The 23,023-nt window shown below is 69.7% G+C and carries 25 protein-coding genes; 3 read left to right on the plus strand and 22 right to left on the minus strand.

Features of this window, described 5'->3' with window-relative positions; genetic code table 11:
- Nucleotides 1–6: 6 nt before the first annotated feature.
- The 3 genes from rplT to infC are packed head-to-tail and all read right to left on the minus strand — an operon-like array spanning nucleotide 7 to nucleotide 1,251.
- The gene (rplT, locus tag FFA01_RS05820) at nucleotides 7–393 is read right to left on the minus strand and encodes a 50S ribosomal protein L20 (protein ID WP_146853937.1); all 387 of its coding nucleotides are present in this window, start codon (nucleotides 391–393) and stop codon (nucleotides 7–9) included.
- Between the two features lie 30 nt (nucleotides 394–423).
- Nucleotides 424–618 carry a 50S ribosomal protein L35 gene (rpmI, locus tag FFA01_RS05825; RefSeq protein ID WP_043596704.1) on the minus strand — a complete coding sequence of 65 codons (195 nt, stop codon included), beginning with the start codon at nucleotides 616–618 and terminating at the stop codon, nucleotides 424–426.
- A 3-nt stretch (nucleotides 619–621) separates the two neighbouring features.
- Nucleotides 622–1,251 carry a translation initiation factor IF-3 gene (gene infC, locus FFA01_RS05830; RefSeq protein WP_244289724.1) on the minus strand — a complete coding sequence of 210 codons (630 nt, stop codon included), beginning with the start codon at nucleotides 1,249–1,251 and terminating at the stop codon, nucleotides 622–624.
- A gap of 274 nt (nucleotides 1,252–1,525) precedes the next feature.
- On the opposite strand from infC, the gene FFA01_RS05835 reads away from it, so the two are divergent.
- Nucleotides 1,526–1,900, plus strand: a complete 375-nt coding sequence (locus tag FFA01_RS05835; protein WP_371859179.1) for a DUF1844 domain-containing protein — start codon at nucleotides 1,526–1,528, stop codon at nucleotides 1,898–1,900.
- 60 nt (nucleotides 1,901–1,960) lie between these two features.
- Here FFA01_RS05835 and FFA01_RS05840 read toward each other — a convergent pair whose 3' ends face one another.
- The 6 genes from FFA01_RS05840 to FFA01_RS05865 all read right to left on the minus strand — a co-directional run bounded on the left by FFA01_RS05840 (nucleotide 1,961) and on the right by FFA01_RS05865 (nucleotide 6,419).
- Nucleotides 1,961–2,725, minus strand: coding sequence for an SseB family protein (locus FFA01_RS05840; RefSeq protein ID WP_146853939.1), 765 nt, complete (start codon nucleotides 2,723–2,725; stop codon nucleotides 1,961–1,963).
- Complete coding sequence (gene priA / locus FFA01_RS05845; protein WP_146853941.1) at nucleotides 2,725–3,471, minus strand: bifunctional 1-(5-phosphoribosyl)-5-((5-phosphoribosylamino)methylideneamino)imidazole-4-carboxamide isomerase/phosphoribosylanthranilate isomerase PriA; 747 nt, start codon at nucleotides 3,469–3,471, stop codon at nucleotides 2,725–2,727. The genes FFA01_RS05840 and priA overlap by 1 nt, the downstream gene beginning before the upstream one ends.
- Before the next feature lie 100 nt (nucleotides 3,472–3,571).
- Entirely contained in the window at nucleotides 3,572–4,207 is a 636-nt protein-coding gene (gene hisH, locus FFA01_RS05850; RefSeq protein ID WP_146853943.1) for an imidazole glycerol phosphate synthase subunit HisH, read from the minus strand.
- The gene (gene hisB / locus FFA01_RS05855; protein ID WP_146853945.1) at nucleotides 4,204–4,818 is read right to left on the minus strand and encodes an imidazoleglycerol-phosphate dehydratase HisB; all 615 of its coding nucleotides are present in this window, start codon (nucleotides 4,816–4,818) and stop codon (nucleotides 4,204–4,206) included. The genes hisH and hisB overlap by 4 nt, the downstream gene beginning before the upstream one ends.
- Nucleotides 4,815–5,900 (minus strand): histidinol-phosphate transaminase, encoded by a 1,086-nt coding sequence (locus FFA01_RS05860; RefSeq protein WP_146853947.1) that lies wholly within the window; start codon nucleotides 5,898–5,900, stop codon nucleotides 4,815–4,817. The genes hisB and FFA01_RS05860 overlap by 4 nt, the downstream gene beginning before the upstream one ends.
- Nucleotides 5,901–6,011: 111 nt before the next feature.
- Entirely contained in the window at nucleotides 6,012–6,419 is a 408-nt protein-coding gene (locus FFA01_RS05865; RefSeq protein ID WP_146853949.1) for a LysM peptidoglycan-binding domain-containing protein, read from the minus strand.
- Between the two features lie 250 nt (nucleotides 6,420–6,669).
- On the opposite strand from FFA01_RS05865, the gene lexA reads away from it, so the two are divergent.
- Nucleotides 6,670–7,359, plus strand: coding sequence for a transcriptional repressor LexA (lexA, locus tag FFA01_RS05870; protein WP_146853951.1), 690 nt, complete (start codon nucleotides 6,670–6,672; stop codon nucleotides 7,357–7,359).
- 77 nt (nucleotides 7,360–7,436) lie between these two features.
- Here the strand turns inward: lexA and hflX are convergent, their stop codons facing one another.
- Nucleotides 7,437–8,981 carry a GTPase HflX gene (hflX, locus tag FFA01_RS05875; protein WP_146853953.1) on the minus strand — a complete coding sequence of 515 codons (1,545 nt, stop codon included), beginning with the start codon at nucleotides 8,979–8,981 and terminating at the stop codon, nucleotides 7,437–7,439.
- An 82-nt stretch (nucleotides 8,982–9,063) separates the two neighbouring features.
- On the opposite strand from hflX, the gene FFA01_RS05880 reads away from it, so the two are divergent.
- A complete protein-coding gene (locus FFA01_RS05880) occupies nucleotides 9,064–9,672 on the plus strand; it encodes a class I SAM-dependent methyltransferase (protein WP_146853955.1) in 609 nt (202 codons plus the stop codon).
- Nucleotides 9,673–9,693: 21 nt separating this feature from the next.
- Here the strand turns inward: FFA01_RS05880 and dapF are convergent, their stop codons facing one another.
- The 12 genes from dapF to dapA all read right to left on the minus strand — a co-directional run bounded on the left by dapF (nucleotide 9,694) and on the right by dapA (nucleotide 23,004).
- The gene (dapF, locus tag FFA01_RS05885) at nucleotides 9,694–10,572 is read right to left on the minus strand and encodes a diaminopimelate epimerase (RefSeq protein WP_146853957.1); all 879 of its coding nucleotides are present in this window, start codon (nucleotides 10,570–10,572) and stop codon (nucleotides 9,694–9,696) included.
- On the minus strand, nucleotides 10,569–11,480 hold the full coding sequence (miaA, locus tag FFA01_RS05890; protein ID WP_146853959.1) for a tRNA (adenosine(37)-N6)-dimethylallyltransferase MiaA: 912 nt from the start codon (nucleotides 11,478–11,480) through the stop codon (nucleotides 10,569–10,571). The genes dapF and miaA overlap by 4 nt, the downstream gene beginning before the upstream one ends.
- Before the next feature lies 1 nt (nucleotide 11,481).
- Nucleotides 11,482–13,065, minus strand: coding sequence for a tRNA (N6-isopentenyl adenosine(37)-C2)-methylthiotransferase MiaB (gene miaB, locus FFA01_RS05895; RefSeq protein ID WP_146853961.1), 1,584 nt, complete (start codon nucleotides 13,063–13,065; stop codon nucleotides 11,482–11,484).
- 37 nt (nucleotides 13,066–13,102) lie between these two features.
- Entirely contained in the window at nucleotides 13,103–13,732 is a 630-nt protein-coding gene (locus tag FFA01_RS05900) for a regulatory protein RecX (protein WP_167627296.1), read from the minus strand.
- A 284-nt stretch (nucleotides 13,733–14,016) separates the two neighbouring features.
- Entirely contained in the window at nucleotides 14,017–15,078 is a 1,062-nt protein-coding gene (gene recA, locus FFA01_RS05905) for a recombinase RecA (protein WP_146853965.1), read from the minus strand.
- A gap of 343 nt (nucleotides 15,079–15,421) precedes the next feature.
- Entirely contained in the window at nucleotides 15,422–15,646 is a 225-nt protein-coding gene (locus FFA01_RS05910) for a DUF3046 domain-containing protein (RefSeq protein ID WP_146853967.1), read from the minus strand.
- Between the two features lie 117 nt (nucleotides 15,647–15,763).
- The gene (locus FFA01_RS05915; RefSeq protein WP_055794896.1) at nucleotides 15,764–16,072 is read right to left on the minus strand and encodes a helix-turn-helix domain-containing protein; all 309 of its coding nucleotides are present in this window, start codon (nucleotides 16,070–16,072) and stop codon (nucleotides 15,764–15,766) included.
- Between the two features lie 150 nt (nucleotides 16,073–16,222).
- Entirely contained in the window at nucleotides 16,223–16,714 is a 492-nt protein-coding gene (locus FFA01_RS05920; RefSeq protein ID WP_146853969.1) for a CinA family protein, read from the minus strand.
- Complete coding sequence (gene pgsA / locus FFA01_RS05925; RefSeq protein WP_146853971.1) at nucleotides 16,711–17,355, minus strand: CDP-diacylglycerol--glycerol-3-phosphate 3-phosphatidyltransferase; 645 nt, start codon at nucleotides 17,353–17,355, stop codon at nucleotides 16,711–16,713. Before pgsA ends, FFA01_RS05920 begins: the two co-directional genes overlap by 4 nt.
- Nucleotide 17,356: 1 nt before the next feature.
- Nucleotides 17,357–20,170 (minus strand): FtsK/SpoIIIE family DNA translocase, encoded by a 2,814-nt coding sequence (locus FFA01_RS05930; RefSeq protein WP_146853973.1) that lies wholly within the window; start codon nucleotides 20,168–20,170, stop codon nucleotides 17,357–17,359.
- 113 nt (nucleotides 20,171–20,283) lie between these two features.
- A complete protein-coding gene (locus tag FFA01_RS05935; RefSeq protein WP_146853975.1) occupies nucleotides 20,284–21,960 on the minus strand; it encodes a ribonuclease J in 1,677 nt (558 codons plus the stop codon).
- A 66-nt stretch (nucleotides 21,961–22,026) separates the two neighbouring features.
- Nucleotides 22,027–23,004, minus strand: coding sequence for a 4-hydroxy-tetrahydrodipicolinate synthase (gene dapA / locus FFA01_RS05940; RefSeq protein WP_146853977.1), 978 nt, complete (start codon nucleotides 23,002–23,004; stop codon nucleotides 22,027–22,029).
- Nucleotides 23,005–23,023 lie beyond the last annotated feature (19 nt).

The following is a 23,023-nucleotide window of genomic DNA, read 5'->3' on the forward strand; positions in this document are numbered from 1 at the left end:
TCGCTGTTACGCAGCGGCCTTGGGGGCCGACGTGTCGGCGGGCAGCGCGGCCTTCGCGGTGGCGACGAGGCCGGCGAAGGTGGCGGGCTCGTTGACGGCCAGCTCGGCCAGGATGCGACGGTCGACCTCGACGCCGGCCAGGGACAGGCCCTGGATCAGACGGTTGTAGGTGAGGCCGTTCTGACGCGACGCGGCGTTGATGCGCTGGATCCACAGGCGACGGAACTCACCCTTGCGGGCACGACGGTCACGGTACGAGTAGACGAGCGAGTGGGTGACCTGCTCCTTGGCCTTGCGGTACAGGCGCGAACGCTGACCGCGGTAACCCTCGGCGCGCTCGAGGACGACGCGACGCTTCTTGGCGGCGTTGACCGCTCTCTTGACTCTTGCCATTTTCTTGTTCCTCTACGTTCGTGTCAGCGGTCAGTGACCGAGAAGCTTCTTGGCGACCTTGGCGTCGGCGGGGGCGAGCACCTGGTCCTGGTTCAGGCGAGCCTTGCGCTTGGCGCTCTTCACCTCGAGGTTGTGGCGCATGCCGGCCTGCTGCTTCATGATCTTGCCGGATCCGGTGACCTTGAAGCGCTTCTTGGCGCCGGAGTGGGTCTTCTGCTTGGGCATGTCTTACTTACTTTCTTCTGTCGGTCGTTCGGCCGGTGCGTCGGCCGGGACCTCGTCGGACGTCGGGTGCTTCGGCGCCTTGTTGGCCGCCTTGCGAGCTTCTGCCTCGGCCTTGGCCTCGGACTTGTTCTTGTGGGGGCCGATCACCATGACCATGTTGCGGCCGTCGATGGTCGGGGTCGACTCGACGCTGCCCCACTCGGAGACGTCTTCGGCGAAGCGCTGCAGGAGGCGGACACCCTGGTCGGGTCGTGACTGCTCACGACCACGGAACAGGATCATGGCCTTGACCTTGTCGCCGCCCTGGAGGAAGCCCTCGGCGCGCTTGCGCTTGGTCTCGTAGTCGTGCTTATCGATCTTCAGGCGGAAACGGACCTCTTTCAGGATCGTGTTCGCCTGGTTGCGACGCGCTTCCTTCGCCTTCTGCGCGGCCTCGTACTTGAACTTTCCGTGATCCATGATCTTGGCCACGGGAGGCTTCGAGTTGGGGGCCACCTCGACCAGGTCGAGCTCGGCCTCTGCCGCGAGACGCAGGGCCATGGCGATGGGGACGACACCGACCTGTTCTCCGCCAGGTCCGACGAGGCGGACCTCGGGGACGCGAATACGGTCGTTCGTACGGGGATCGCTGATGCGGAGCTCCTCTGTCGTTGCTTCGTCACCCGCCGGACCGGTGGTCTCGGCAGGGAAAGAGGAGGTTCGCGACACCATGCCCCGGCCGAACAGGTCTGCTCGGACGGTGCGACAGCTCGTCGCTGCACCCTGGCTGCCTGCCCTCGGAGAGGATCGGCGGGGTGCCAACAACCCGGTAACCTAATCGAACGGTCAAGCGCGGGTGGGAGAATCTCCACTTTCGCACCGAAGCAGATGCTTCGGAGCCTGGACGAGCTTAGCAGAGGATCTTCACGTGAGCCACACCCCCGACGACAACCCGACCGGCGCCTCCTTCACCGATGGCCCCGGCGACGAGGTCCGCGACATCGCCGACGTCAACGCGGTCGAGGTGATCAACACCGTGGCCGTCCACCTGATGAGCGCCGCGGCCGTCAAGGTCGGGCTCGCCGACGACCCCCGAGCCCAGACCGACCTCGACGAGGCGCGCAAGCTGATCACCTCGCTGGCCGGCCTGATCACGGCCAGCGCCCCGGAGATCGGCGACCAGCACGCCCGGGCCCTCCGCGACGGCCTGCGCTCGTTGCAGCTCGCGTTCCGCGAGGCCTCGGCGTTCCCCGACCCGATCGGTCAGGGACCGGGCGAGAAGTGGACCGGTCCCGTCAACTGACCCGCCCTCGGGGTCCCCGGTCGGTCCGCCGCGCGGGTGTGGCCTCCGCGATCCTGTCGTCTAGACGGACACGACCTTGACGGCCATGCTGTCGACGCGGTCGGCGATGACGGCGTCGGCCGACCAGGCTGCCTGCAGTCGCCCGAGCAACGCGGTGAGCCCGTCGCGGTCGAGCCCTGGACGGACGCCCAGCTGCACGACGATCTCGGGCCCGCCCAGCCGGGCCGCCTCGTAGCCGGGGGCGATGACCAACCCGACCAGCGCCTCCTCGGCTGCGGACCCGTCGAGGAAGGCTCGCAGCACGGCCTCGTCGGCGTGGCTCGGCACCCACGGGAGGTCCTGCGCCACGGCCCACACGGCCGGACGTCGCAACGCGAACGCCGTCGGCGAGCCGGGATCGAGCATCAGCCGGTCGGTCGACTCCGCCGCGGCCGCGAGGGCTATCCGCCGTGCGTCGGCGGGGACGGGACGAGCCGTCGGGCTCCACGCCGCGAGGGTCGCGACCGAGGTGAAGGCGGGCAGCACGTCGCGGCCGTCGGGGCCGGCCACGGTCACGATCGAGAGCTCCTGGGTCTTGTCGACCCGTCGTCCGTTCTCGTCGAGCCCCTCCTCCCCTGCCACCGCGACGAGCGGCACGAGCAGGCGCGCCGGCCTCAGGGCGTCGACCACGGCGTCTTCGCCCAGCTCTCCCGCATGGAACCGCTGGAGGGCCTCGAGGAGGCGCGGGTCGGCCGAGCCGTCATCACCCGCGTAGGCGGTGTCGTGATGCTGGAACGTCCGCCCCGCCCACGGGTGGCCCGCGCTGTCGGAACCCGTCGGGGTCATCAGTCGGAGGCGACGTCGAGGGCCGCGGCGAGGGTGAACGCCCCCGAGTAGAGAGCCTTGCCGACGATGGCGCCCTCGAGGCCCTGGGGAACGAGCTCGCGCAGGGCGACGAGGTCGTCGAGGCTCGAGATGCCGCCCGACGCGATGACGGGACGCTCGGTGCGGTCCATCACCTGGCGGAGCAGGTCGACGTTCGGACCCTGGAGCGTGCCGTCCTTCGTCACGTCGGTCACGACGTAGCGGGCGCAGCCGGCCTCCTCCAGGCGAGCGAGGACCGTCCAGAGATCGCCGCCCTCCTCGGTCCAGCCACGGGCGGCCAGGGTGGTGCCCCGCACGTCGAGGCCCACGGCGACCGCCTCGCCGTACTCGGCGATCACGTGGGCGGCCCACTCGGGGTTCTCGAGGGCGGCCGTGCCGAGGTTGATCCGCTTCACGCCGGTTCCGAGCGCATCCTCGAGGGATCGGTCGTCTCGGATGCCGCCGCTCAGCTCGACGTTGATGCCCTTGACCTGCTTGATGACCTTCTTGATCACACCGCGGTTGTCGCCCCGCCCGAACGCGGCGTCGAGGTCGACCAGGTGCAGCCACTCGGCGCCCTGGTTCTTCCAGTCGTCGGCGGCCGCGACCGGGTCGCCGTAGCCGGTCTCGCTGCCCGCCTCGCCCTGGGTCAGGCGCACGGCCTGACCGCCGGAGACGTCGACGGCCGGGAAGAGGGTCAGGGAGGGAGTGGTGCAGAAGTCGCTCATGTCGTCTCTCTCGCGGCGATGCCGCGCGGATCGTCCGCCGCCTGCCGGAGCAGGACGGGTTGCGGGTTCGGGGTGCTGGTGCGTGACTGCCGATTCGGGCTCAGAGGGTGCCGAGCCAGTTCGAGAGGAGCCGGATGCCCGGCCGCCCCGACTTCTCGGGGTGGAACTGCGTGGCCCAGAGGGGGCCGTTCTCGACCGCGGCGACGAAGCGTCCGCCGTGGTCGGCCCAGGTGACGTGCGGTTCGGGGAACGGCGGGATGACGTCCAGCGTCCACGACCGCGCGGCGAAGGAGTGCACGAAGTAGAACCGCTCGTCGGCCACGCCGTCGAACAGGACGCTTCCGTCGGGGACGTCGACGGTGTTCCAGCCCATGTGCGGCAGGATGTCGGCCTCGAGCCGGTCGACGATGCCCGGCCACTCGCCGAGCCCGCCCGCCGTGGCGCCGCGCTCGACTCCCCCCTCGAAGAAGACCTGCATGCCGACGCAGATGCCCATCACCGGGCGGCCGCCGGCGAGCCGCCGATCGATGAGCTCGCTCCCCCGGACGGACTCGAGCGCGCTCATGACCGCGCCGAAGGCGCCGACCCCCGGGACGAAGAGCCCGTCGGCGGCCTGGACGCGGCCGCGGTCGGCCGTCAGCTCGACGTCGGCTCCGGCCAGTTCGAGGGCCTTCACCGCGGAGTGGACGTTGCCGCTGCCGTAATCGAGGACGACGACCGAGGGACGCGCGGTCACAGCGCACCCTTGGTCGAGGGGATCCCCACGACGCGCGGGTCCGGCTGGACGGCCTGACGCAGCGCCCGGGCGAAGGCCTTGAACTCCGCCTCGGCGATGTGGTGCGGGTCGCGCCCGCCGAGCACACGGACGTGCACGGTGATGCCGGCGTGGAACGTGATGGCCTCGAAGACGTGACGCACGAGGGAACCCGTGAAGTGCCCGCCGATGAGGTGGAACTCGAAGCCCTCGGGCTCGCCGGTGTGCACCAGGTACGGCCGACCGGAGATGTCGACGACCGCCTGGACCAGCGCCTCGTCGAGCGGCACGAGCGCGTCGCCGTATCGGGCGATGCCGGACTTGTCGCCGAGCGCCTGCCGGAGGGCCGTGCCGAAGGCGATGCCGATGTCCTCGACGGTGTGGTGCGCGTCGATGTGCGTGTCGCCCGACGCCGTCACGTCGAGATCGATCAGGGAGTGCTTCGACAGCGCGGTGAGCATGTGGTCGAAGAACGGGACCGACGAGTCGATCGAGGACGCTCCCGTGCCGTCGAGGTCGAGCGAGAGCGTGATCCGCGATTCGCTGGTCTGTCGCTCGAGGGACGCCGTGCGGCTGCTGGTCTGTTCGGTCACGAGGAGAGCCTAATGTCGCGCAGGGCCTCGAGGAACGCGGTCGTCTCGGCCTCGGTGCCCGCGCTCACCCGCAGGTGGTTCGGGATGCCCAGATTGCGCACGATGATGCCTCGCTCGAGGAGTCGCTCGAAGACGTCGTCGGGATCGTCCACTCCGCCGAAGAGCACGAAGTTGGACCAGGTCGGCCACGGCGTGTAGCCCAGCTCGGTGAGGACCGAGACGATGCGGTCGCGTTGCGTCGAGATCTCGCCGACCATCGCCAGCATCTCGTCGGCGTGCGACAGAGCGGCCACCGCTGCGGCCTGGGTGAGGGACGACAGGTGATAAGGGAGGCGCACCAGACGGAGCGCATCGGTCACGGCCGGGTGAGCGGCCATGTACCCGACCCGTGCTCCGGCGAAGGCGAAGGCCTTGCTCATGGTGCGCGACACGATGAGGCGCTCTCGCCCCTCGAGGAGCGTCAGCGCCGTCGGCTGACCGACCGGCATGAACTCGGCGTAGGCCTCGTCGACGAAGACGAGCCCGTCGGTGGCGTCGTAGGCGGCTTCGACCGTGGCGAGGTCCAGAGGGGTGCCGGTCGGATTGTTCGGACCGCAGAAGAACACGATGTCGGGGTCGGTCCGTCGGATCTCGGCCACGGCCGTCTCGGGCGAGATCGTGAACCCCTCGTCCCGGGCGCCGTCGATCCAGGTGCTGCCGGTGCCGGCCGCGATGATCGAGTGCATCGAGTACGTGGGCGGGAACCCGAGGACGGACCGGCCGGGCCCGCCGAACGCCTGCAGGATCTGCTGGATGACCTCGTTGGAGCCGTTGGCAGCCCAGATGTTGTCCCGGGTCAGTCCGTGCCCGAGATACCCGGCGAGAGCATCGCGCAGGATCGTGAACTCGCGATCGGGATAGCGGTTCACCTGGAGCACGGCCTGAGCCACCGCTTCGACGATGTCTCGTGCGACGTCCTCCGGAATGGGATGCGTGTTCTCGTTGACGTTCAGAGCGACCGGCACGCTCTTCTGCGGCGCACCATAGGGCGTCAGACCGCGGAGGTCGTCACGGATGGGAAGGTCGTCGAGACTGAAAGGCACCCGACCATCGTAAGACGCGCACCCTCGGCCGTTCGAACGCCCGGCGGCCGCCGCTCCGCCGCGGCCCCGAGGAGCCCCGAACGGACCCGGTGGTCGCGCTCGGACTCCGGACTAGTTCGAGTACTGCGTCGGCACGGCCAGCGACTGACCGGCGGCGACCTCGGTGCTCGACAGGTTGTTCAGGCGGACGATGTCGCTGATGACGTCGCGGGGGTCTTTGGTCGGTGCGATCTCGGAGGCCACCTGCCAGAGCGTGTCGCCCCCGTCGACCGTCACGTACTCGAACGTGGTCGTGCTGCTCAAGTTCGAGGCCACGGCGCCGGGGCCCGCGAGGAGGATCGCGCCGACCACGGCGGCGACGACGAGCGCCACGACGGCGCCGAGCACACGACGACCGCGTCGCGTGATGCGGAGGCGCACGCGCGGCACGGCCTCTCGAGCGGAGGCGGGGACGTCGGCACCGCGGGGCGTTCCGGAGTCGGAGGAGATCGTGCGGGGGGTGATCGTGATGGCGCTCATGAGGTGGTCCTTTCACCGCTAGAGAAGTCGTACGTGTTCGTGCCCGGCGATCGGCCGGGAACACCGAGCACGAAGACGTGTTCCGAACATATCTTCGATTGAAGGCGATTTCAACCCCGATGTTCGATTTCTCGGACCCCGTTTCGCGACACACTCGAACATGTGTTTCGCTGACGGCGCCCTGTCCGATACGGTTTCGATCGGTGGCGTGAGTCAAACACCGACCACCGACATCGACGGCAGGAGAGACATGAGCGACCCGCAGCGCACCCGGGCGACCGACGACGGCTCGGTGATCCGCAAGGAGCTGACGGCCAAGCAGACGTCGATCCTGACGGCCATCCAGCAGAGCATCGGTCAGCGCGGCTATCCGCCGAGCATGCGCGAGATCGGCGACGCCGTCGGACTGAAGTCGCTCTCGAGCGTCACCCATCAGCTGAATCAGCTCGAGCTCGCCGGTCGGATCCGTCGCGACCCGAACCGGCCCCGCGCCCTCGAGGTCCTCAGCGACGAGGCCCCCGTGCTCGCCCCCGTCACCACGATCATGACGACGAGCGACGACGGCGACACGGCGCACGTCCCCATGGTCGGTCGCATCGCGGCCGGCATCCCGATCACGGCCGAGCAGCAGGTCGAGGACGTCATGCCGTTGCCGCGTCAGCTGGTCGGCAAGGGCGACCTCTTCATGCTCCGCGTGGTCGGCGACTCCATGATCGACGCCGCGATCTGCGACGGCGACTGGGTCGTCGTCCGCCAGCAGAACTCCGCCGAGAACGGCGACATCGTCGCCGCGATGCTCGACGACGAGGCCACCGTCAAGGTGTTCCGACAGCGGGACGGACACACGTGGCTGCTGCCCCGCAACAGCGCCTTCGAGCCGATCCTCGGCGACCATGCGCAGATCGTCGGCAAGGTCGTGGCCGTTCTCCGATCGGTCTGATCGACCGACTCCCCGTCATCGGACGACGAGCCCCTCACCTGGCCGGGTGAGGGGCTCGTCGTCCGTGGGCGAGGGGCCTAGCTCGAGACCGCCGGAGCCGAGACGAACCCCGAGAGCGCGTCGACGTCGCTCGGGTAGACCCGCGCGTGCACCCTGGTGCCGCCTTCTTCGTAGTCGGAGTGGACGATCTGTCCGGCGTCGTGGAGATGGGAGACCACGTCGCCCCTGTCGTAGGGCACGAGGAGGTCGAGCTCGACATCCGGCATCGGCAGGGACGTCGCGATGCGCTCGAGGAGTTCGTCCATCCCCTCACCCGTCCGGGCCGACACGAAGACGGCCGTCGGCTCGAGTCCCTGGAGCACGAGACGCTGATCGGCGTCCACCAGGTCGCTCTTGTTGAAGACGACGATCTCGGTGATGTCCCGACCGTCGACCTCGCTGATGACCTCGCGGACCGTCGCCAGCTGGGCGGACGGGTCGGGGTGCGATCCATCGACGACGTGCACGATGACGTCGGACGCCGAGACCTCCTCGAGCGTCGAACGGAAGGCCTCGACCAGCTGATGGGGCAGGTTCCGGACGAATCCGACGGTGTCCGCGTAGGTGAACGGTCGGCCGTCGGTCGTGGTGCTCTTCCGCACCGTGGCGTCGAGGGTCGCGAACAGGGCGTTCTCGACCAGGACACCGGCACTCGTCAGCCGGTTCAGCAGGCTCGATTTGCCGGCGTTGGTGTACCCGGCGATGGCGACGGACGGCACCTCGTTGCGATCGCGGTTCGCCCGCTTCGCATCGCGAGCCGGTTTCATCTCCTTGATCTGCCGACGGAGGCGCGCCATGCGCGTGTGGATGCGCCGGCGGTCGAGCTCGATCTTCGTCTCACCCGGGCCACGGCTTCCCATGCCGGCTCCGGCACCGCCGACCTGACCACCGGCCTGACGCGACATCGAGTCGCCCCAGCCGCGCAGACGGGGCAGCAGGTACTCGAGCTGGGCCAGCTCGACCTGGGCCTTGCCCTCGCGGCTCTTGGCGTGCTGGCTGAAGATGTCGAGGATGACGGCCGTGCGGTCGATGACCTTGACCTTGACGACGTCCTCGAGGGCCCGACGTTGGCTCGGAGCGAGCTCGGTGTCGGCGATGACGGTGTCCGCCCCGAGCGCCGCGACCGTCATCCGCAGCTCGTCGGCCTTGCCCCGGCCGAGGTAGGTGCTGGGGTCGGGATGGGGGCGGCGTTGCAGGAGCCCGTCGAGGACGACGGCCCCCGCGGTCTCGGCCAGCGCGGCCAGCTCGCGGAGGCTGTTCTCGGCGTCGGACAGCGAGCCCTGCGAGTAGACGCCGATCAGGACGACGTTCTCGAGCCGGAGCTGCCGGTACTCGACCTCGGTGACGTCTTCGAGCTCGGTGGACAGGCCCGCGACGCGACGAAGCGCCTGCCGGTCCTCTCGATCGAACTGGTCGCCGTCCGAACCGCCGTCGTGGAGCGAACGGGTCTGGATGGCCTGGGCCGGGGAGAACACGGTGTAGCCGGACGCCCGCGAGGCCGCACGATCGAGCACACGCGCGACGACGTCGTCGCTCTGCTCGGGTCGCTCGGCGTCGAGCGGGGTCGTGGGGAGGTCTGTCATCGAAGTGATACTAGCCCTTTCGTCAGGCGTGGAGCAGGGAGCCGGTACGGGCGCCGTGCGGTTGGCGGGTAGGTTGTGAGGCATGGCCAGCGAGCACTATTTCTCCTCCGATCCGGGGAGCGACCCTCGCCGCCGGTCGATCGAGGTGACCCTCGCGGGTCGCGATCTGACGCTGACGACGGCCGCCGGCGTCTTCAGCCCCGACCGGGTCGACGCCGGCACGGCCGTCCTGCTCGCCGAGACTCCGGCGCCGCCGACGGCGGGCCATCTGCTCGATGTCGGGTGCGGGTGGGGCCCCATCACACTGAGCCTCGCGTTGTCGTCGCCCGACGCGACGGTCTGGGCCGTCGACGTGAATAACAGAGTCCTCGACCTCGTGCGCGACAACGCCCGAGCCCTGGGTCTCCCCAATGTCAACGCCGTGACACCCGACGATGTTCCCGACGACCTCCGCTTCGCGACGATCTGGTCCAACCCGCCGATCCGCGTCGGCAAGGGCGAGCTGCACGGTCTGCTTCAGCGGTGGCTGCCGCGCCTCGAGACGGGCTCGGACGCCTGGCTGGTCGTCCAGAAGAACCTCGGATCCGACTCCCTGCAGCGCTGGATGAACGAGACGATGGCCGATGCGGTCGACGTGACCCGCGCCTCCACCAGCAAGGGCTATCGGGTTCTGCGCGCACGCCGCCACTGAGCTGCAGGCCGACGCGAGGCGTCAGAGCTCGAGTGCGCCGTTGTACACCAGCTCGGCGGGTCCGCTCAGCGAGACGTGCTCGCCGTCATCGGCCGCGAACACGCGCACCCCGACCGTCCCTCCGGGGACGTCGACCCTCCACTGGTCGGGAGCGCCCCGACCCGCCCAGTGCCTCGTCGCCAGAGCGGCCGCGGCAGCCCCGGTGCCGCACGAGAGCGTCTCGCCGCTGCCACGCTCGTGCACGCGCATGCGGATGCGGCCGATGCCGTCGACCACGAGAGGGTCGGCCGGGACGACGAACTCGACGTTCGCCCCGTCGGCCGGGGCCGGGTCGAGGACGGGGAGGTAGTTCAGGTCGAGGCCGTCCAGCTCGTCGTCGGACGCGAGCGCGACGACCACGTGCGGGTTCCCCACCGACAGCGACAGGCCGGGTCGCGCCGCGTGCAGGTCCCGGGCCCGGACCGTCGGCGAGTCGTCCTCCAGAGACCACGGCCCCAGGTCGACCTGGAATCCCGTGGCGCTGCGCTGCACCTCGCGCACGCCGGCACGGGTGCCGATGGCGAGGGTCTCGCCCGGCTCCAGCGAGACCAGACCGCGCTCGGTCAGATACCGGGCGAAGACGCGGATGCCGTTGCCGCACATCTCGGCCGCGCTGCCGTCGGCGTTGTGATAGTCCATGAACCACTCGGCCGAGGGGTCGACGGCGAGGATCGCCGCGCCGTCGGCGAGGTTCGACGAACGGACGGCTCTGATCACGCCGTCCCCGCCGACGCCGAAACGACGATCGGTCAGGGCGCGGATCGACGCCGGGTCGAGGGCGAACGCGCCGTCGGGGTCCGAGAACAACACGAAGTCGTTGCCGGTGCCCTGGCCCTTGGTGAACTGCAGGGTGGTGGTCACCCGGCGATCCTAGCGAGTGCCGCCTCGACGCCGGCCGGGTCGCCGGACCGCGTCCAGACGACGTCGGGGTAGCGCCGGAACCAGCTCACCTGCCGCCGGGCGTAGCGACGGGTCAGAGCGGACGTGGCCTCGACGGCCTCGGACTCGGACAGCTCGCCGCGGATCTGCCCGAGGGCCTGGGCGTAGCCGATGGCACGGCTCGCCGTCACCCCGTCCTCGAGGCCGCGAGGCAGGAGCTCGCGCACCTCGTCGACCAGCCCGTCGGACCACATGCGCTCGACCCGCTCGCCGAGTCGCTGGACCAGGACGCTGCGCTCCTCGGCGACGCCGACGATGGTGGAGGCGCGCCACCGAGGCGCCTCGTCGGGCAGCACCGCGGAGAACGGCTCCCCCGTCAGCTCGCCCACCTCGAGCGCCCGCACGAGGCGCCGCGCGTTGAACGCCCCGATCCTCTCGGCGGCCTGAGGATCGCGCTCGTGGAGGAGCCGATGGAGGGCCCCGGGCCCGCCCTCGGCTGCCAGGGCCTCGTATCTCGCCCGGATGTCGGGATCGGTGCCGGGGAACCGGAAGTCGAACAGCACGCTCGAGACGTACAGCCCCGATCCTCCGACGAGGATCGGCACGGCACCCCGGTCGAGGACGCCCTCGACGATGCTCCGGGCCCGCCTCTGGTACCACTCGACGCTCGCCTCGTCGGCCACCTCGAGCTCGTCGAACAGATGATGGGGTACGCCACGACGTTCGGCGATCGGGAGTTTCGCGGTGCCGATGTCCATCCCCCGGTAGAGCTGCATGGCGTCGGCGTTGACGATCTCGGCGGCCTGGCCACAGGCACGCAGCCTCTCGGCCAGGTCGAGCGAGAACGACGACTTCCCTGTGCCGGTCGCCCCGACGATCGCGACCAGCACGTCAGCGGAGGTCGTCGTCGGTGTCGTAGATCGGAGTCGTCGACACCCGGAGGGTCGGCAGTCCCAACGAGACACGGGAGGTTCCGGAGGCGCGGGTCGAGTCCGCCCCGGACGCCGGCACTCCGCAGGACGCGGCCTCCGCGCGATCCCAGGCGTCGCCCGCCCGCGTCCGACGGACGTCGAAGACGGACCCCGGTGACGCGTCCGCCAGGAGATGGAACGTCGCGGCTCCGGTCACGTCGACGGTGACGACGTCACCGGGACGCGGGGCGCTCCGACCGGCGGGCAGCTCGACGTGGACGAGTCGGCTGTCTCGGGCTCGCCCGGAGAACCGGTGCGTCTCGGCGTCCTTCCGCCCCTCCTCCGCACTGACGAGCACCTCCACCCGACGACCGACCTGCGCCGCGTTCTCGGAGGCGGAGATGGAGTCCTGAAGGGCGGTGAGACGCTCGTAGCGCTCCTGGACGACGGCCTTGGGGATCTGGTCGGCCATGTCGGCGGCCGGCGTGCCCGGTCGGATGGAGTACTGGAAGGTGAAGGCCGACGCGAAGCGCGCCTCCTCCACGACGCGGAGGGTCTCGGCGAAATCGGCCTCGGTCTCGCCCGGGAACCCGACGATGATGTCGGTCGAGATCGCTGCGTCGGGCATGGCAGCCCGCACCCGGTCGATGATGCCCAGGAATCTCGCACTGCGGTAGCTGCGCCGCATGGCCCGCAGCACACGGTCGGAACCCGACTGCAGGGGCATGTGCAGCTGGGGCATGACCGTGGGCGTCTCGGCCATCGCGTCGATGACGTCGTCCGTGAAGGCCGCGGGATGCGGACTCGTGAAGCGGACCCGTTCCAGCCCGTCGATGGAGCCGACCGCTCGGAGGAGCTTGCCGAACGCGAGTCGATCGCCGAACTCGACACCGTAGGAGTTCACGTTCTGGCCGAGCAGGGTGACCTCGACGGCACCGTCGTCGACCAAGGATCGGACCTCGGCCAGGATGTCGCCGGGACGTCGGTCGCGCTCTCTACCGCGCAGGGTGGGGACGATGCAGAAGGTGCAGGTGTTGTTGCAGCCCACCGAGATGGAGACCCACCCGGAATGGGTCGAGTCTCGCTTGGTGGGGAGGGTGGACGGGAACACGTCGAGGGACTCGAGGATCTCGACCTGCGCCTCGTCGTTGTGTCGTGCGCGTTCGAGGAGCGTGGGGAGGGCCCCGAGGTTGTGCGTCCCGAACACCACGTCGACCCAGGGCGCCCGATCGAGCACCGTCTGCTTGTCCTTCTGGGCGAGGCAGCCGCCCACGGCGATCTGCATGCCGGCGTGCCGTCGTTTGACGCCGGCCAGCCGACCGAGGGTGCCGTAGAGCTTGTTGTCGGCGTTCTCCCGCACCGCGCAGGTGTTGATCACCACCACGTCGGCCTCTCGGCCGTCCGCCGGCGCATAGCCGGCCGCCTCGAGGGAGCCACTGAGCCGTTCGCTGTCATGCACGTTCATCTGACAGCCGAAGGTCCGGACCTCGTAGGTGCGAAGGCCTCGGGCGCCGGATTCCTCCAGAGGAGCGTCGGGGACCGGGAGAGGCGTGACCGTCGACATAGTGCAGAAGTCTACGGCCGCCAGCCACCCCTCGGGATCATCGGAACCGCACGCCACCTCGAGTACCGCTGCCCCGCGGGAGGGCCTTCTCGACCGCCCTGCGGATGGTCTCGGACCGATAGCCGCGACGCATGAGGTACCCGTTGAGACGACGCTCGGCCGTCGCTCGATCGAGGCCCTGCAGCGACGCCGCTCTCTTCATGGCCCACTCGTCGGCCCGCGCCTGCTCGTCGTCGTCGTCGATCTCGGCCATGGCCTGCTCGATGAGCTCGGGAGCGATGCCCCGTGCTCGGAGTTCGGACGTGACCGCGCCCCGTCCGAGGCCCTTCCGTTCGTGCTTGGACCGGACGAGGTTGTCGGCCAGCTCACGGTCGTTGAGCAGACCGACGCCCTCGAGGCGTTCGACCTCGTCGAGGACGACCTGCTCGTCGAGATCACGGGCACGGAGGAGGTCGGTCATCTCGGACGACGAGACCCCGCGACGAGACAACGCGTGCAGACTGACGTTCTCGGCTCTGCTGCGTTGCGCGTCGATGCCCTCCGGCTCGACCTGGCCGTCGTCGTCGTCGTCATCGATCGGGGCCGCCGGGGCGGCCGTCGCATCGACGGCGCGGGGACCGGCCCAGTGCTCGCTGATGGCCGCCAGCGCCGCCGCGGTCGACGACACCGCATCAGGACGATGAGCATCGGTCTCGGCGACCGATGCGTCATCCGCACCGTCCGCTCGTACCCATTCGTCTTGCGCCGTCGCGCCGCCCCGGGCTGCATGTTCGTCACCTCGGGCAGGGCCGCTCTGCACCTCCGATGCCTCGTCGGTCGTCGGACCGCGTCGCTTCTTCGGCACGGCCTCCACCGGCGCACTGCCCGTGGCCGGACGGCCCGCCCCGCGCCGCCCGAACAGGGGCGTGACGGGAGCGAGGTCGTCGGCGGGAGATGAATCGTCGCGCGAGGTCATGCGCCCTTACGTGCGGCGATCTTGGTCTCGATGGACGGGACGGGCGCCTCAGCGGCGACGGCACCACCCACACCGAGCTTCGCCAGGATCTTCTGTTCGATCTCGTCGGCGATCGGCTTGTTGTTGATCAGGAAGTTGCGCGAGTTCTCCTTGCCCTGACCGAGCTGGTCGCCCTCGTACGTGTACCAGGCTCCGGACTTGCGGACGATGCCGTGCTCGACGCCGAAGTCGATCAGGCTGCCCTCGCGGGAGATGCCCACCCCGTAGAGGATGTCGAACTCGGCCTGCTTGAAGGGCGGAGCCATCTTGTTCTTGACCACCTTGACGCGGGTCCGGTTGCCGACCGCATCGCTACCGTCTTTCAGGGTCTCGATCCGGCGGATGTCGAGGCGCACCGAGGCGTAGAACTTGAGCGCCTTACCGCCGGCGGTGGTCTCGGGGCTGCCGAAGAAGACGCCGATCTTCTCGCGCAGCTGGTTGATGAAGATCATCGTGGTGCCGGTCTGGCTGAGCCCGCCGGTGAGCTTGCGGAGCGCCTGCGACATGAGTCGGGCCTGCAGACCGACGTGCGAATCGCCCATCTCGCCCTCGATCTCGGCCCGGGGCACGAGCGCGGCGACGGAGTCGATGACGACGAGGTCGATCGAACCCGACCGGACCAGCATGTCGGCGATCTCGAGGGCCTGCTCGCCGGTGTCGGGCTGCGACACGAGCAGGGCGTCGATGTCGACGCCGAGCTTCTTCGCGTACTCGGGGTCGAGTGCGTGCTCGGCGTCGATGAAGGCGGCGATGCCGCCGTTGCGCTGGGCGTTCGCGATCGCGTGCAGGGTGAGCGTCGTCTTACCCGACGACTCGGGACCGTAGATCTCGACGATGCGACCACGGGGGATCCCGCCGATGCCGAGCGCGACGTCGAGGGCGATCGACCCGGTGGGGATCACCGCCACGGGAGCACGCTCGTCGCTGCCGAGGCGCATGACGGCGCCCTTGCCGAACTGTCGGTCGATCTGCGCGAGTGCCGTCTCGAGGGCCTTCTCGCGGTCTGCTACTGAGGGCATGATGTTCTCCTTCGTGGTGGTCGTCCGTGCGCCTGTAGGCTGTCGCGTCGCCGTCGACCGATGGTGCAGGGTCGGAGACGGTACGACAAGGCTGGTGTCTTCGGCTGGAGCCGGAGACTCGGGAACGTCGATACGAGAACGCTACGGACGACCACCGACATCGATCATTCGACGGCGGCCAGGTGTGCGTATCTCGGACCGGACAGGCCCTGTGGAGGACGCTACCACCCGTGCGAACGCATGTTCGAACCGGGCCGCCCGGCGTGTCGAACATCCGATCGACGGGGCGGGGCGGGGCGGGGCGGGGCGGGGCGAGCCTCCTCGACGCCCCCCGGAGCCCGCTCTACCTCTTGGGCTCGGGGAGACCCGCACCGTGTCGACGGGCGAGAGGGACTCCCTCGGCCTCGCAGAGCGCCGACCAGATCTCGTGCGGCGGAACCCCGTGAGCCAGCGCCTCGTCGGAGGTGCGCTCCCCCAGTGCCGACAGCACGAGGTCCCGTGTGACGACGCGACCGTACGCCTCGCCGAACTCGTCGACGACGGCACGGGTGAACTCGCTCTTGCGCATCAGGGGAGGATACCCCGCCGGGCATCGCCTCGCTCCAGCCGACATCGGGAGCCGGACCCGACGCGGACGACGAACGCCCCCGGCGTGAGCCGGGGGCGTTCGAGACGGCGACCGAGGTCAGCGCACCGCGAGGTCGGTGTCGAATTCGGCGACGAGGTCGTCGGGCAGGGTGTCGGGGATGGGGTTCAGACCCTCGATCACGGCCATGCGGTCGCCGACCTCGCGCATGATGACGGAGATCGGCGTCTCGAGGGCGTCGGCCACGGAGGCGAGGATCTCGGAGCTCGCCTCTTTCTGACCACGCTCGACCTCGCTGAGATAACCCAGCGCCACGCTCGCCTTGCTGGCGACCTGGCGGAGAGTGCGGCCCTTCTGCAGGCGGAAGTCGCGAAGGACGTCACCGATTTCTTGACGTACCAGAACCATGGGACCCTCCTCCAGATGGGGACAGCCCACCACGACGGGATTATCGGCGGTGGGTTGAGTAACACTAGTGCTGAGCTGGTTGTCACTGTAACCAGCAGGGACTGTATGACACTTGTGAACCCGATAGATGTAACGAGACCGAAACGCGGTCTATTCCCGTGTCTCGACCAACCAGGCCTGAAGTGCTGCGAGTGATTCGGAGACCGTGCCCCGTCGGATGGCTCCCCGATCGCCGTCGAGGGTCAACGGGACGACCCGGGTCTCGTCGCCCCAGGAGAGACCGACGAACACCACGCCGGGATCGTGCCCGCCCTGGGGGTCCGGGCCTGCGACGCCGGTCGTCGCCACGCCGATGTCGGCCGGCGTGCCGTCGGTCTCGAGCACGCGCCGCACCCCGACGGCCATCGCCTCGGCGACGTCGGGATCGACGGGACCGCGCAGCGCGAGGAGGGAGGCGTCGACCCCGAGGAGACTGTGCTTGAGCTCGGTCTGGTAGGCGACGATCCCCCCTCGGACGACGGCGGACGCGCCGGGGACGGCGATCAGCTCGGCGACGACGAGACCGCCCGTGAGCGACTCGGCGACACCCACGGTGAGCCGACGCCGGGTCAGCTCCGCGACGATCTCGGCGGCGACGGTCACGACGAACGGCCGTGCTTCGCCGCGACGCGGAGGTAGTCGAGGCCGGAGACGACCGTCGCGAGGACCGCCGCCGTCATGAGGACGCCGTTGACCCAGTGCATCCCCGGGCCGAGGAGGTTCCAGAGCGGGAAGAGCGCGAGGGTCACCGCGACCGCCTGGAGGACGGTCTTGAGCTTGCCGCCCTTGGACGCGGGGATGACGCGATCGCGGATGACGATGAAGCGGAACACCGTGATGCCGATCTCACGGACCAGGATGACGACGGTGACCCACCACGGCAGCTCGCCGAGGATCGAGAGCGAGACCAGGGCACCGCCGATCAGGACCTTGTCGGCGATGGGATCGACGATCTTGCCGAAGTCGGTGACGAGGTCGAGCCCCCGGGCCAGCATGCCGTCGAGGCTGTCCGTGAGGATCGCGACGACGAACAGCACGGCGGCCCAGATGCGCAGCGACCCGTCGGCCCCGTCGTCGATCAGGAGCCAGGCGATGAACACCGGCGCCATGAGGATGCGGACGACGGTGATGATGTTGGCGATGTTGCCGGTGCTGGCCGGTCCGGGACCCGAGCGGGCGACGCGGCCGCGGAACGAGAAGGAGGAACCCCTCCGGGGCGCGTCGGGGGTGTCTCGTTCGGTCACGTCAGTCTCTTCCGGTCAGGTTCCAGGCGTCTTCCGAGCCCTCGTCGTCGTCGACCTCGGTGTAGCCGCGGGTCATGGCCTCGACCGGGTCGTCGTCGATCGCGACGTCCGCACCACCCGCCGGGGCGGAGGGCCGGCCCGACGGAGCGGCGTCGCCCCCGCGGATCTTGGCGAGGACGCCCGGCAGCTGCTCGGTGGTCACGAGGACGTCACGGGCCTTGGAGCCCTCGGACGGCCCGACGATGTCTCGCGACTCCATGAGGTCCATGAGGCGCCCCGCCTTCGCGAATCCGACCCGGAGCTTCCGCTGCAGCATCGAGGTCGAGCCGAACTGCGTGCTGACGACGAGCTCCGCCGCCGCGAGCAGCAGTTCGAGGTCGTCGCCGATGTCGCCGTCGATCTCCTTCTTCTCGACCACGGCCGCCACGTCGGGACGGTAGTCGGGGCGGGCCTGACGGGTGACGTGCGCCACGACCTGGGCGATCTCGCTCTCCTGCACCCACGCCCCCTGGACGCGCATGGCCTTGGAGGCGCCCATGGGGAGGAACAGCCCGTCGCCCTGGCCGATCAGCTTGTCGGCACCCGGCTGGTCGAGGATGACCCGCGAGTCGGTGACGCTCGACACGGCGAACGCGAACCGCGAGGGGACGTTGGCCTTGATGAGCCCGGTGACGACGTCGACCGACGGCCGTTGCGTCGCGAGGACGAGGTGGATGCCCGAGGCGCGGGCGAGCTGGGTGATGCGGACGATGCTGTCCTCGACGTCGCGCGGGGCCACCATCATCAGGTCGGCGAGCTCGTCGACGACCACGAGGAGGTACGGATACGGCTTGAGGGACCGTGCGCTGCCGGCGGGCAGGACGATCTCGTCGTTGACCACGGCGCGGTTGAAGTCGTCGATGTGACGGAAGCCGAAGCTGGCGAGGTCGTCGTAGCGCATGTCCATCTCTTTGACGACCCACTGCAGCGCCTCGGCGGCCTTCTTGGCGTTCGTGATGATGGGCGTGATGAGGTGCGGGACACCGGCGTAGATCGACAGCTCGACCCGCTTCGGGTCGATCAGGACCATGCGCACGTCGGCCGGCTTCGCCCGCATGAGCAGCGAGGTGATCATGGAGTTGACGAAGCTCGACTTGCCCGATCCGGTGGCGCCGGCCACGAGGAGGTGCGGCATCTTGGCGAGGTTGGCCACGACGTAGCCGCCCTCGACGTCCTTGCCGACGCCGATGGTCAACGGGTGCGTGCTCTTCGACGCGGCCGAGGACCGCAGGACGTCGCCCAGGGCGACGATCTCCTTGTCGGTGTTGGGGATCTCGACGCCGATGGCGCTCTTGCCGGGGATCGGCGACAGGATGCGGACCTCGTTGGAGGCCACGGCGTAGGCCAGGTTCTTGGTCAGGGCGGTGACCCGCTCGACCTTGACGCCGGGGCCGAGCTCGATCTCGTAGCGGGTGACGGTCGGGCCCCGCTTGAGCCCGGTGACCTTCGCATCGACGTTGAACTGGTCGAGCACCTGGGAGATCGCGGCCACGATGGCGTCGTTCGCCTCGCTGCGCGCCTTTGCGGGCTCGCCGACGGCGAGGGTGCTGACCGCGGGGAGACGGTACGGGGCGTCGTCGGCCGCGGCCACGTCGAGCGAGGGCGGCGCGGGGTCGTCGACGTCGGGAGCCAGGAAGGCCGACGCGGCGTCGCTCTCGCCCTCGGGGGGCGTCCCTCCGGGCACCGGCAGAACGGTCGTCGCAGCCGTCGGAGCCGGCGACGGCGGGACGGGGATGCCCTGAGCCCGCACGGCGTCTTCGGCCCGGTCGAGATCGGCGAGCAGGTCGGTGGAGAAGACGTCGGTCTCGGCCGTCGAGGGCGTGGGCGGGGCGACCCGTTCGGGAGTCGACGTGGGCGCGACCTCGGCCGCGACCCTCTTCTTCTTGCGTCGCCCGAGCACCTCGGTCGGGGCCGTCTCGGCCGCCGGACGCACGAGAGGGGTGTCGTACGCGGGGTCGTCTTCGCGCTGGTCGGCGTTGCGGCGCCACCAGGGCAGCGTCTCCGGTTCGCCGTCGTCGTCGCCGGCGGTGGCAGTGGCGGATCCGCCGGCGCTCGGATCGACCGTCTCGCCGAAGAGGTAGGAGTAGAGCTCGCCCAGACGGCGGCCGATCCGGTTGGGCGGCGTCTTCGTGATGATGAGGACGGAGAAGGCCAGGAGCACCACGACCAGCGGCACGGCCACCCACTCGGTCGCCAGGGCGACCAGCCAGGAGGCGACCACCCAGCCGAGCACGCCGCCGCCCGTGGCGAGGGCGGGCATGCCGTCGGACGCCTGCGGCTGGCCGCCGAAGATGTGGCACAGGGCGCTGATCGACACCAGCGAGAGCCCGAGCCCGATGCCGATGCGGGTGTTGTCGTGCACGGACGAGGGGTGGCGGAAGAGCCAGCCCGCGAAGAGGATCATGATGACCGGGAGGGCGTACGCCACCCGACCGAAGAGGCCGCCGAAGGTGTACGCGTCGAACGCGACCGCGACGGGACTCGTCGGGTTCAGCCACTCGACGACGCCGCCGGCGATCGCCAGGAGGACGAGGAAGAACGGCACGCCGTCGCGACGCTCGCTCTTGTCGAGCGTCTCGCGTCCGAGGAGGCGGAAGGCGGCGCCGGTCATGTGGGCCAGGCCCATCCAGGCCGCGGCGAGCGGATTCGGACCCTCGTGCACCGGAACGGGACCTCGGGCGGCGGGGAGCTTCTTGGTGGCCTTGGTCGCGTCACGCGCCGAGGACGCACGCGAGCCCGCGCGCGAACGCGGGGTCGACTTCGTGGGCGTGGCCATGGGCTCCACGGTACCGCCCACCACCGACGGCGGTCGGATGCAGGGGCGTGTGTCAACGACTCGACCCACGGAGCGGAGGCTCCGTGGGTCGAGTCGGATCCGGGCTCGAGGCCTCAGGCGCTGATGACCACCGGGACGATCATCGGACGCCGACGGTGCTGCGTGTTGACCCAGCGGCCGACGGTGCGACGGACGACCTGGCTGAACGCGTGCGTGTCGCGCGTGCCGTTCTCGGCGGCCTCCGTAAGGGCCGCGATGATCTTCGGCTTGACGTCGTCGAAGACGCGCTCGTCCTCGGCGAAGCCACGCGACTGGATCTCCGGACCGACGACGACGCGACCGGTCGAGGCGTCCATCGCGATGAAGACCGAGATGAAGCCCTCCTCGCTGAGGATGCGGCGGTCCTTCAGATCGGCGTCGGTGATCTCGCCGACGGTCGAACCGTCGACGTAGACGTACCCGAGGTCGAGCTGCCCGACGACCGTCGCGACGCCGTCGCGGAGGTCGACGACGACGCCGTCCTCGCCGAGGATGGTGTTCTGCTCGGGCACACCCGTGCGGACCGCGAGAGCGGCGTTCGCGTAGAGGTGGCGGTGCTCGCCGTGGACGGGCATCACGTTCTTCGGGCGCAGGATGTTGTAGCAGTAGAGCAGCTCGCCGGCCGAGGCGTGTCCGGAGACGTGCACCTTGGCGTTGCCCTTGTGGACGACCTTCGCACCGAGCTTGGTGAGGCCGTCGATCACGCGATAGACCGCGTTCTCGTTGCCGGGGATCAGGCTGGACGCGAGGATGATCGTGTCGTCGGCGCCGATCTCGATCTGGTGCTCGAGATTGGCCATGCGCGCGAGGACCGCCATCGGCTCGCCCTGCGACCCCGTGCTCATGTAGACGATGCGGTCGTCGGGGAGGTCCTTCGCCTTCTTGGCGTCGATCAGGACGCCCTGGGGCACCTTGAGGTAGCCGAGGTCGGCCGCGATCCCCATGTTGCGGACCATCGATCGACCCATGAACGCGACGCGACGACCGTTGGCGTGCGCCGCGTCGAGCACCTGCTGCACCCGGTGGACGTGGCTCGAGAAGCTGGCCACGACGACCCGGCGGGGGGCACGGCGGATGACGTCGTCGAGGACGGGCCCGATGTCGCGTTCGGGTGCCGTGAATCCGGGGACGTCGGCGTTGGTCGAGTCGGGCAGGAAGAGGTCGACCCCCTCCTCGCCGAGTCGCGCGAAGGCGCGGAGGTCGGTGATCCGGTCGTCGAGGGGCAGCTGGTCCATCTTGAAGTCGCCGGTGTGCAGGACGGTGCCCGCGGAGGTGCGGATGGCGACCGCGAGCGCGTCGGGAATCGAGTGGTTGACGGCGATGAACTCGAGGTCGAACGGGCCGAGCGACTCGCGTCCGCCCTCCTTCACGGCGAGCGTGTAGGGGCTGATGCGGTGCTCTTTGAGCTTCGCCTCGATCAGGGCCAGCGTCAGCTGCGACCCGATGAGCGGGATGTCCTTCCGCAGACGGAGCAGGTAGGGGACGGCGCCGATGTGGTCCTCGTGACCGTGGGTCAGCACGACGGCGAGGATGTCGTCGAGACGATCACGGATGGGCGAGAAGTCGGGCAGGATCAGGTCGACGCCGGGCTGGTGCTCTTCGGGGAAGAGCACGCCGCAGTCGACGATGAGGAGCTTTCCGTCGATCTCGTAGACGGTCATGTTGCGACCGATCTCGCCGAGCCCGCCGACCGGGACGACGCGGAGCGTGCCCTTCTCGAGAGCTCGCGGAGTGTGGATTGTCGTGGGCATCTGTTCCTTCGGTTGTGGTGGGGCTCGTGCCCCGGATGGAGATCGTGGACCGCGCGGGCGCGGTGGTCAGCGGGTGGTGCCGTGCACCTTGGGCAGCGCGCCGCCTGCCGCGGCGTTGCGGTCGGGCCGGAACCGGCTGAGGTCGAGGCCGGGGATCGCCCCGACGTGCGACAGCTCGTCTTCGATCAGCGCGGCCTCGGTGTCCTCCGGGCCGACGAGAGGGAGACGCACCCGCGGGCTCGAGATGCGGCCCAGGCCGTGCAGGATGTACTTCGCCGCCACCGTGCCGGGGACGTGCGTCATGACGGCCCGCACGAGCGGCTCGAGCATCTGGTGCGCCTGGGTCGCCGTGTGCAGGTCGCCCGCGTTCACCGCGTCGACGATGGTCCGGTACGGGGCGGCGGCGATGTTCGCCGTCACCCCGATGAGCCCCGAGGCGCCGATCGCGAGGTGCGGGAGGACGTTGGCGTCGTCGCCCGAGAAGTAGAGGAGGTCGGTCTGGTTGAGCACCCGGCTCACCTCGGCGAAGTCGCCCTTGGCGTCTTTGACGGCGACGATGTTGGGGTGCTTGGCGGCACGCAGCAGGGTCTCGTACTTGATGGGGATGCCCGTGCGCCCGGGGATGTCGTAGAGGATGACCGGGAGGTCGGTCGCGTCGGCGATCATGCGGAAGTGGGTGAGCACGCCCGCCTGCGTCGGCTTGTTGTAGTACGGCGTGACGATCATGACGCCGTCGGCGCCGGCCTTCTCGCTGGCCTTGTAGAGCTGGATGGCGTGCGCGGTCTCGTTCGAGCCGCCGCCGGTGATGATCTTGGCGCGCCCCGCGGCCACGGACTTGCCGACCTCGACGAGGCGGAGCTTCTCGGGGTCGGTCAGCGTGCTGGTCTCGCCCGTGGTCCCGGTGACGACGATGCCGTCGGCGCCCGCCGAGATGCAGTCGTCGATGTGCTTCTCGACCGCAGGCCAGTCGACTTCACCGTCTGCGGTGAAAGGGGTGACGAGAGCGACGAGGACCTGACCGAAGGGGTTGCTGTTGTTCGACACCCGGCTAGCGTACTGGCTC

The organism is Frigoribacterium faeni (assembly GCF_007988805.1).
In the GTDB taxonomy this organism is placed as follows: Bacteria; Actinomycetota; Actinomycetes; order Actinomycetales; family Microbacteriaceae; genus Frigoribacterium; species Frigoribacterium faeni.

Excerpts from the sequence above, each read along its gene's own strand:
- rplT (WP_146853937.1), bottom strand. The coding sequence starts at position 393 with ATGGCAAGAGTCAAGAGAGCGGTCAACGCCGCCAAGAAGCGTCGCGTC.
- rpmI (WP_043596704.1), bottom strand. The coding sequence starts at position 618 with ATGCCCAAGCAGAAGACCCACTCCGGCGCCAAGAAGCGCTTCAAGGTC.
- FFA01_RS05840 (WP_146853939.1), bottom strand. The coding sequence starts at position 2,725 with ATGACCCCGACGGGTTCCGACAGCGCGGGCCACCCGTGGGCGGGGCGG.
- priA (WP_146853941.1), bottom strand. The coding sequence starts at position 3,471 with ATGAGCGACTTCTGCACCACTCCCTCCCTGACCCTCTTCCCGGCCGTC.
- FFA01_RS05865 (WP_146853949.1), bottom strand. The coding sequence starts at position 6,419 with ATGAGCGCCATCACGATCACCCCCCGCACGATCTCCTCCGACTCCGGA.
- lexA (WP_146853951.1), top strand. The coding sequence starts at position 6,670 with ATGAGCGACCCGCAGCGCACCCGGGCGACCGACGACGGCTCGGTGATC.
- hflX (WP_146853953.1), bottom strand. The coding sequence starts at position 8,981 with ATGACAGACCTCCCCACGACCCCGCTCGACGCCGAGCGACCCGAGCAG.
- FFA01_RS05880 (WP_146853955.1), top strand. The coding sequence starts at position 9,064 with ATGGCCAGCGAGCACTATTTCTCCTCCGATCCGGGGAGCGACCCTCGC.
- miaB (WP_146853961.1), bottom strand. The coding sequence starts at position 13,065 with ATGTCGACGGTCACGCCTCTCCCGGTCCCCGACGCTCCTCTGGAGGAA.
- recA (WP_146853965.1), bottom strand. The coding sequence starts at position 15,078 with ATGCCCTCAGTAGCAGACCGCGAGAAGGCCCTCGAGACGGCACTCGCG.
- FFA01_RS05910 (WP_146853967.1), bottom strand. The coding sequence starts at position 15,646 with ATGCGCAAGAGCGAGTTCACCCGTGCCGTCGTCGACGAGTTCGGCGAG.
- FFA01_RS05915 (WP_055794896.1), bottom strand. The coding sequence starts at position 16,072 with ATGGTTCTGGTACGTCAAGAAATCGGTGACGTCCTTCGCGACTTCCGC.
- FFA01_RS05930 (WP_146853973.1), bottom strand. The coding sequence starts at position 20,170 with ATGGCCACGCCCACGAAGTCGACCCCGCGTTCGCGCGCGGGCTCGCGT.
- FFA01_RS05935 (WP_146853975.1), bottom strand. The coding sequence starts at position 21,960 with ATGCCCACGACAATCCACACTCCGCGAGCTCTCGAGAAGGGCACGCTC.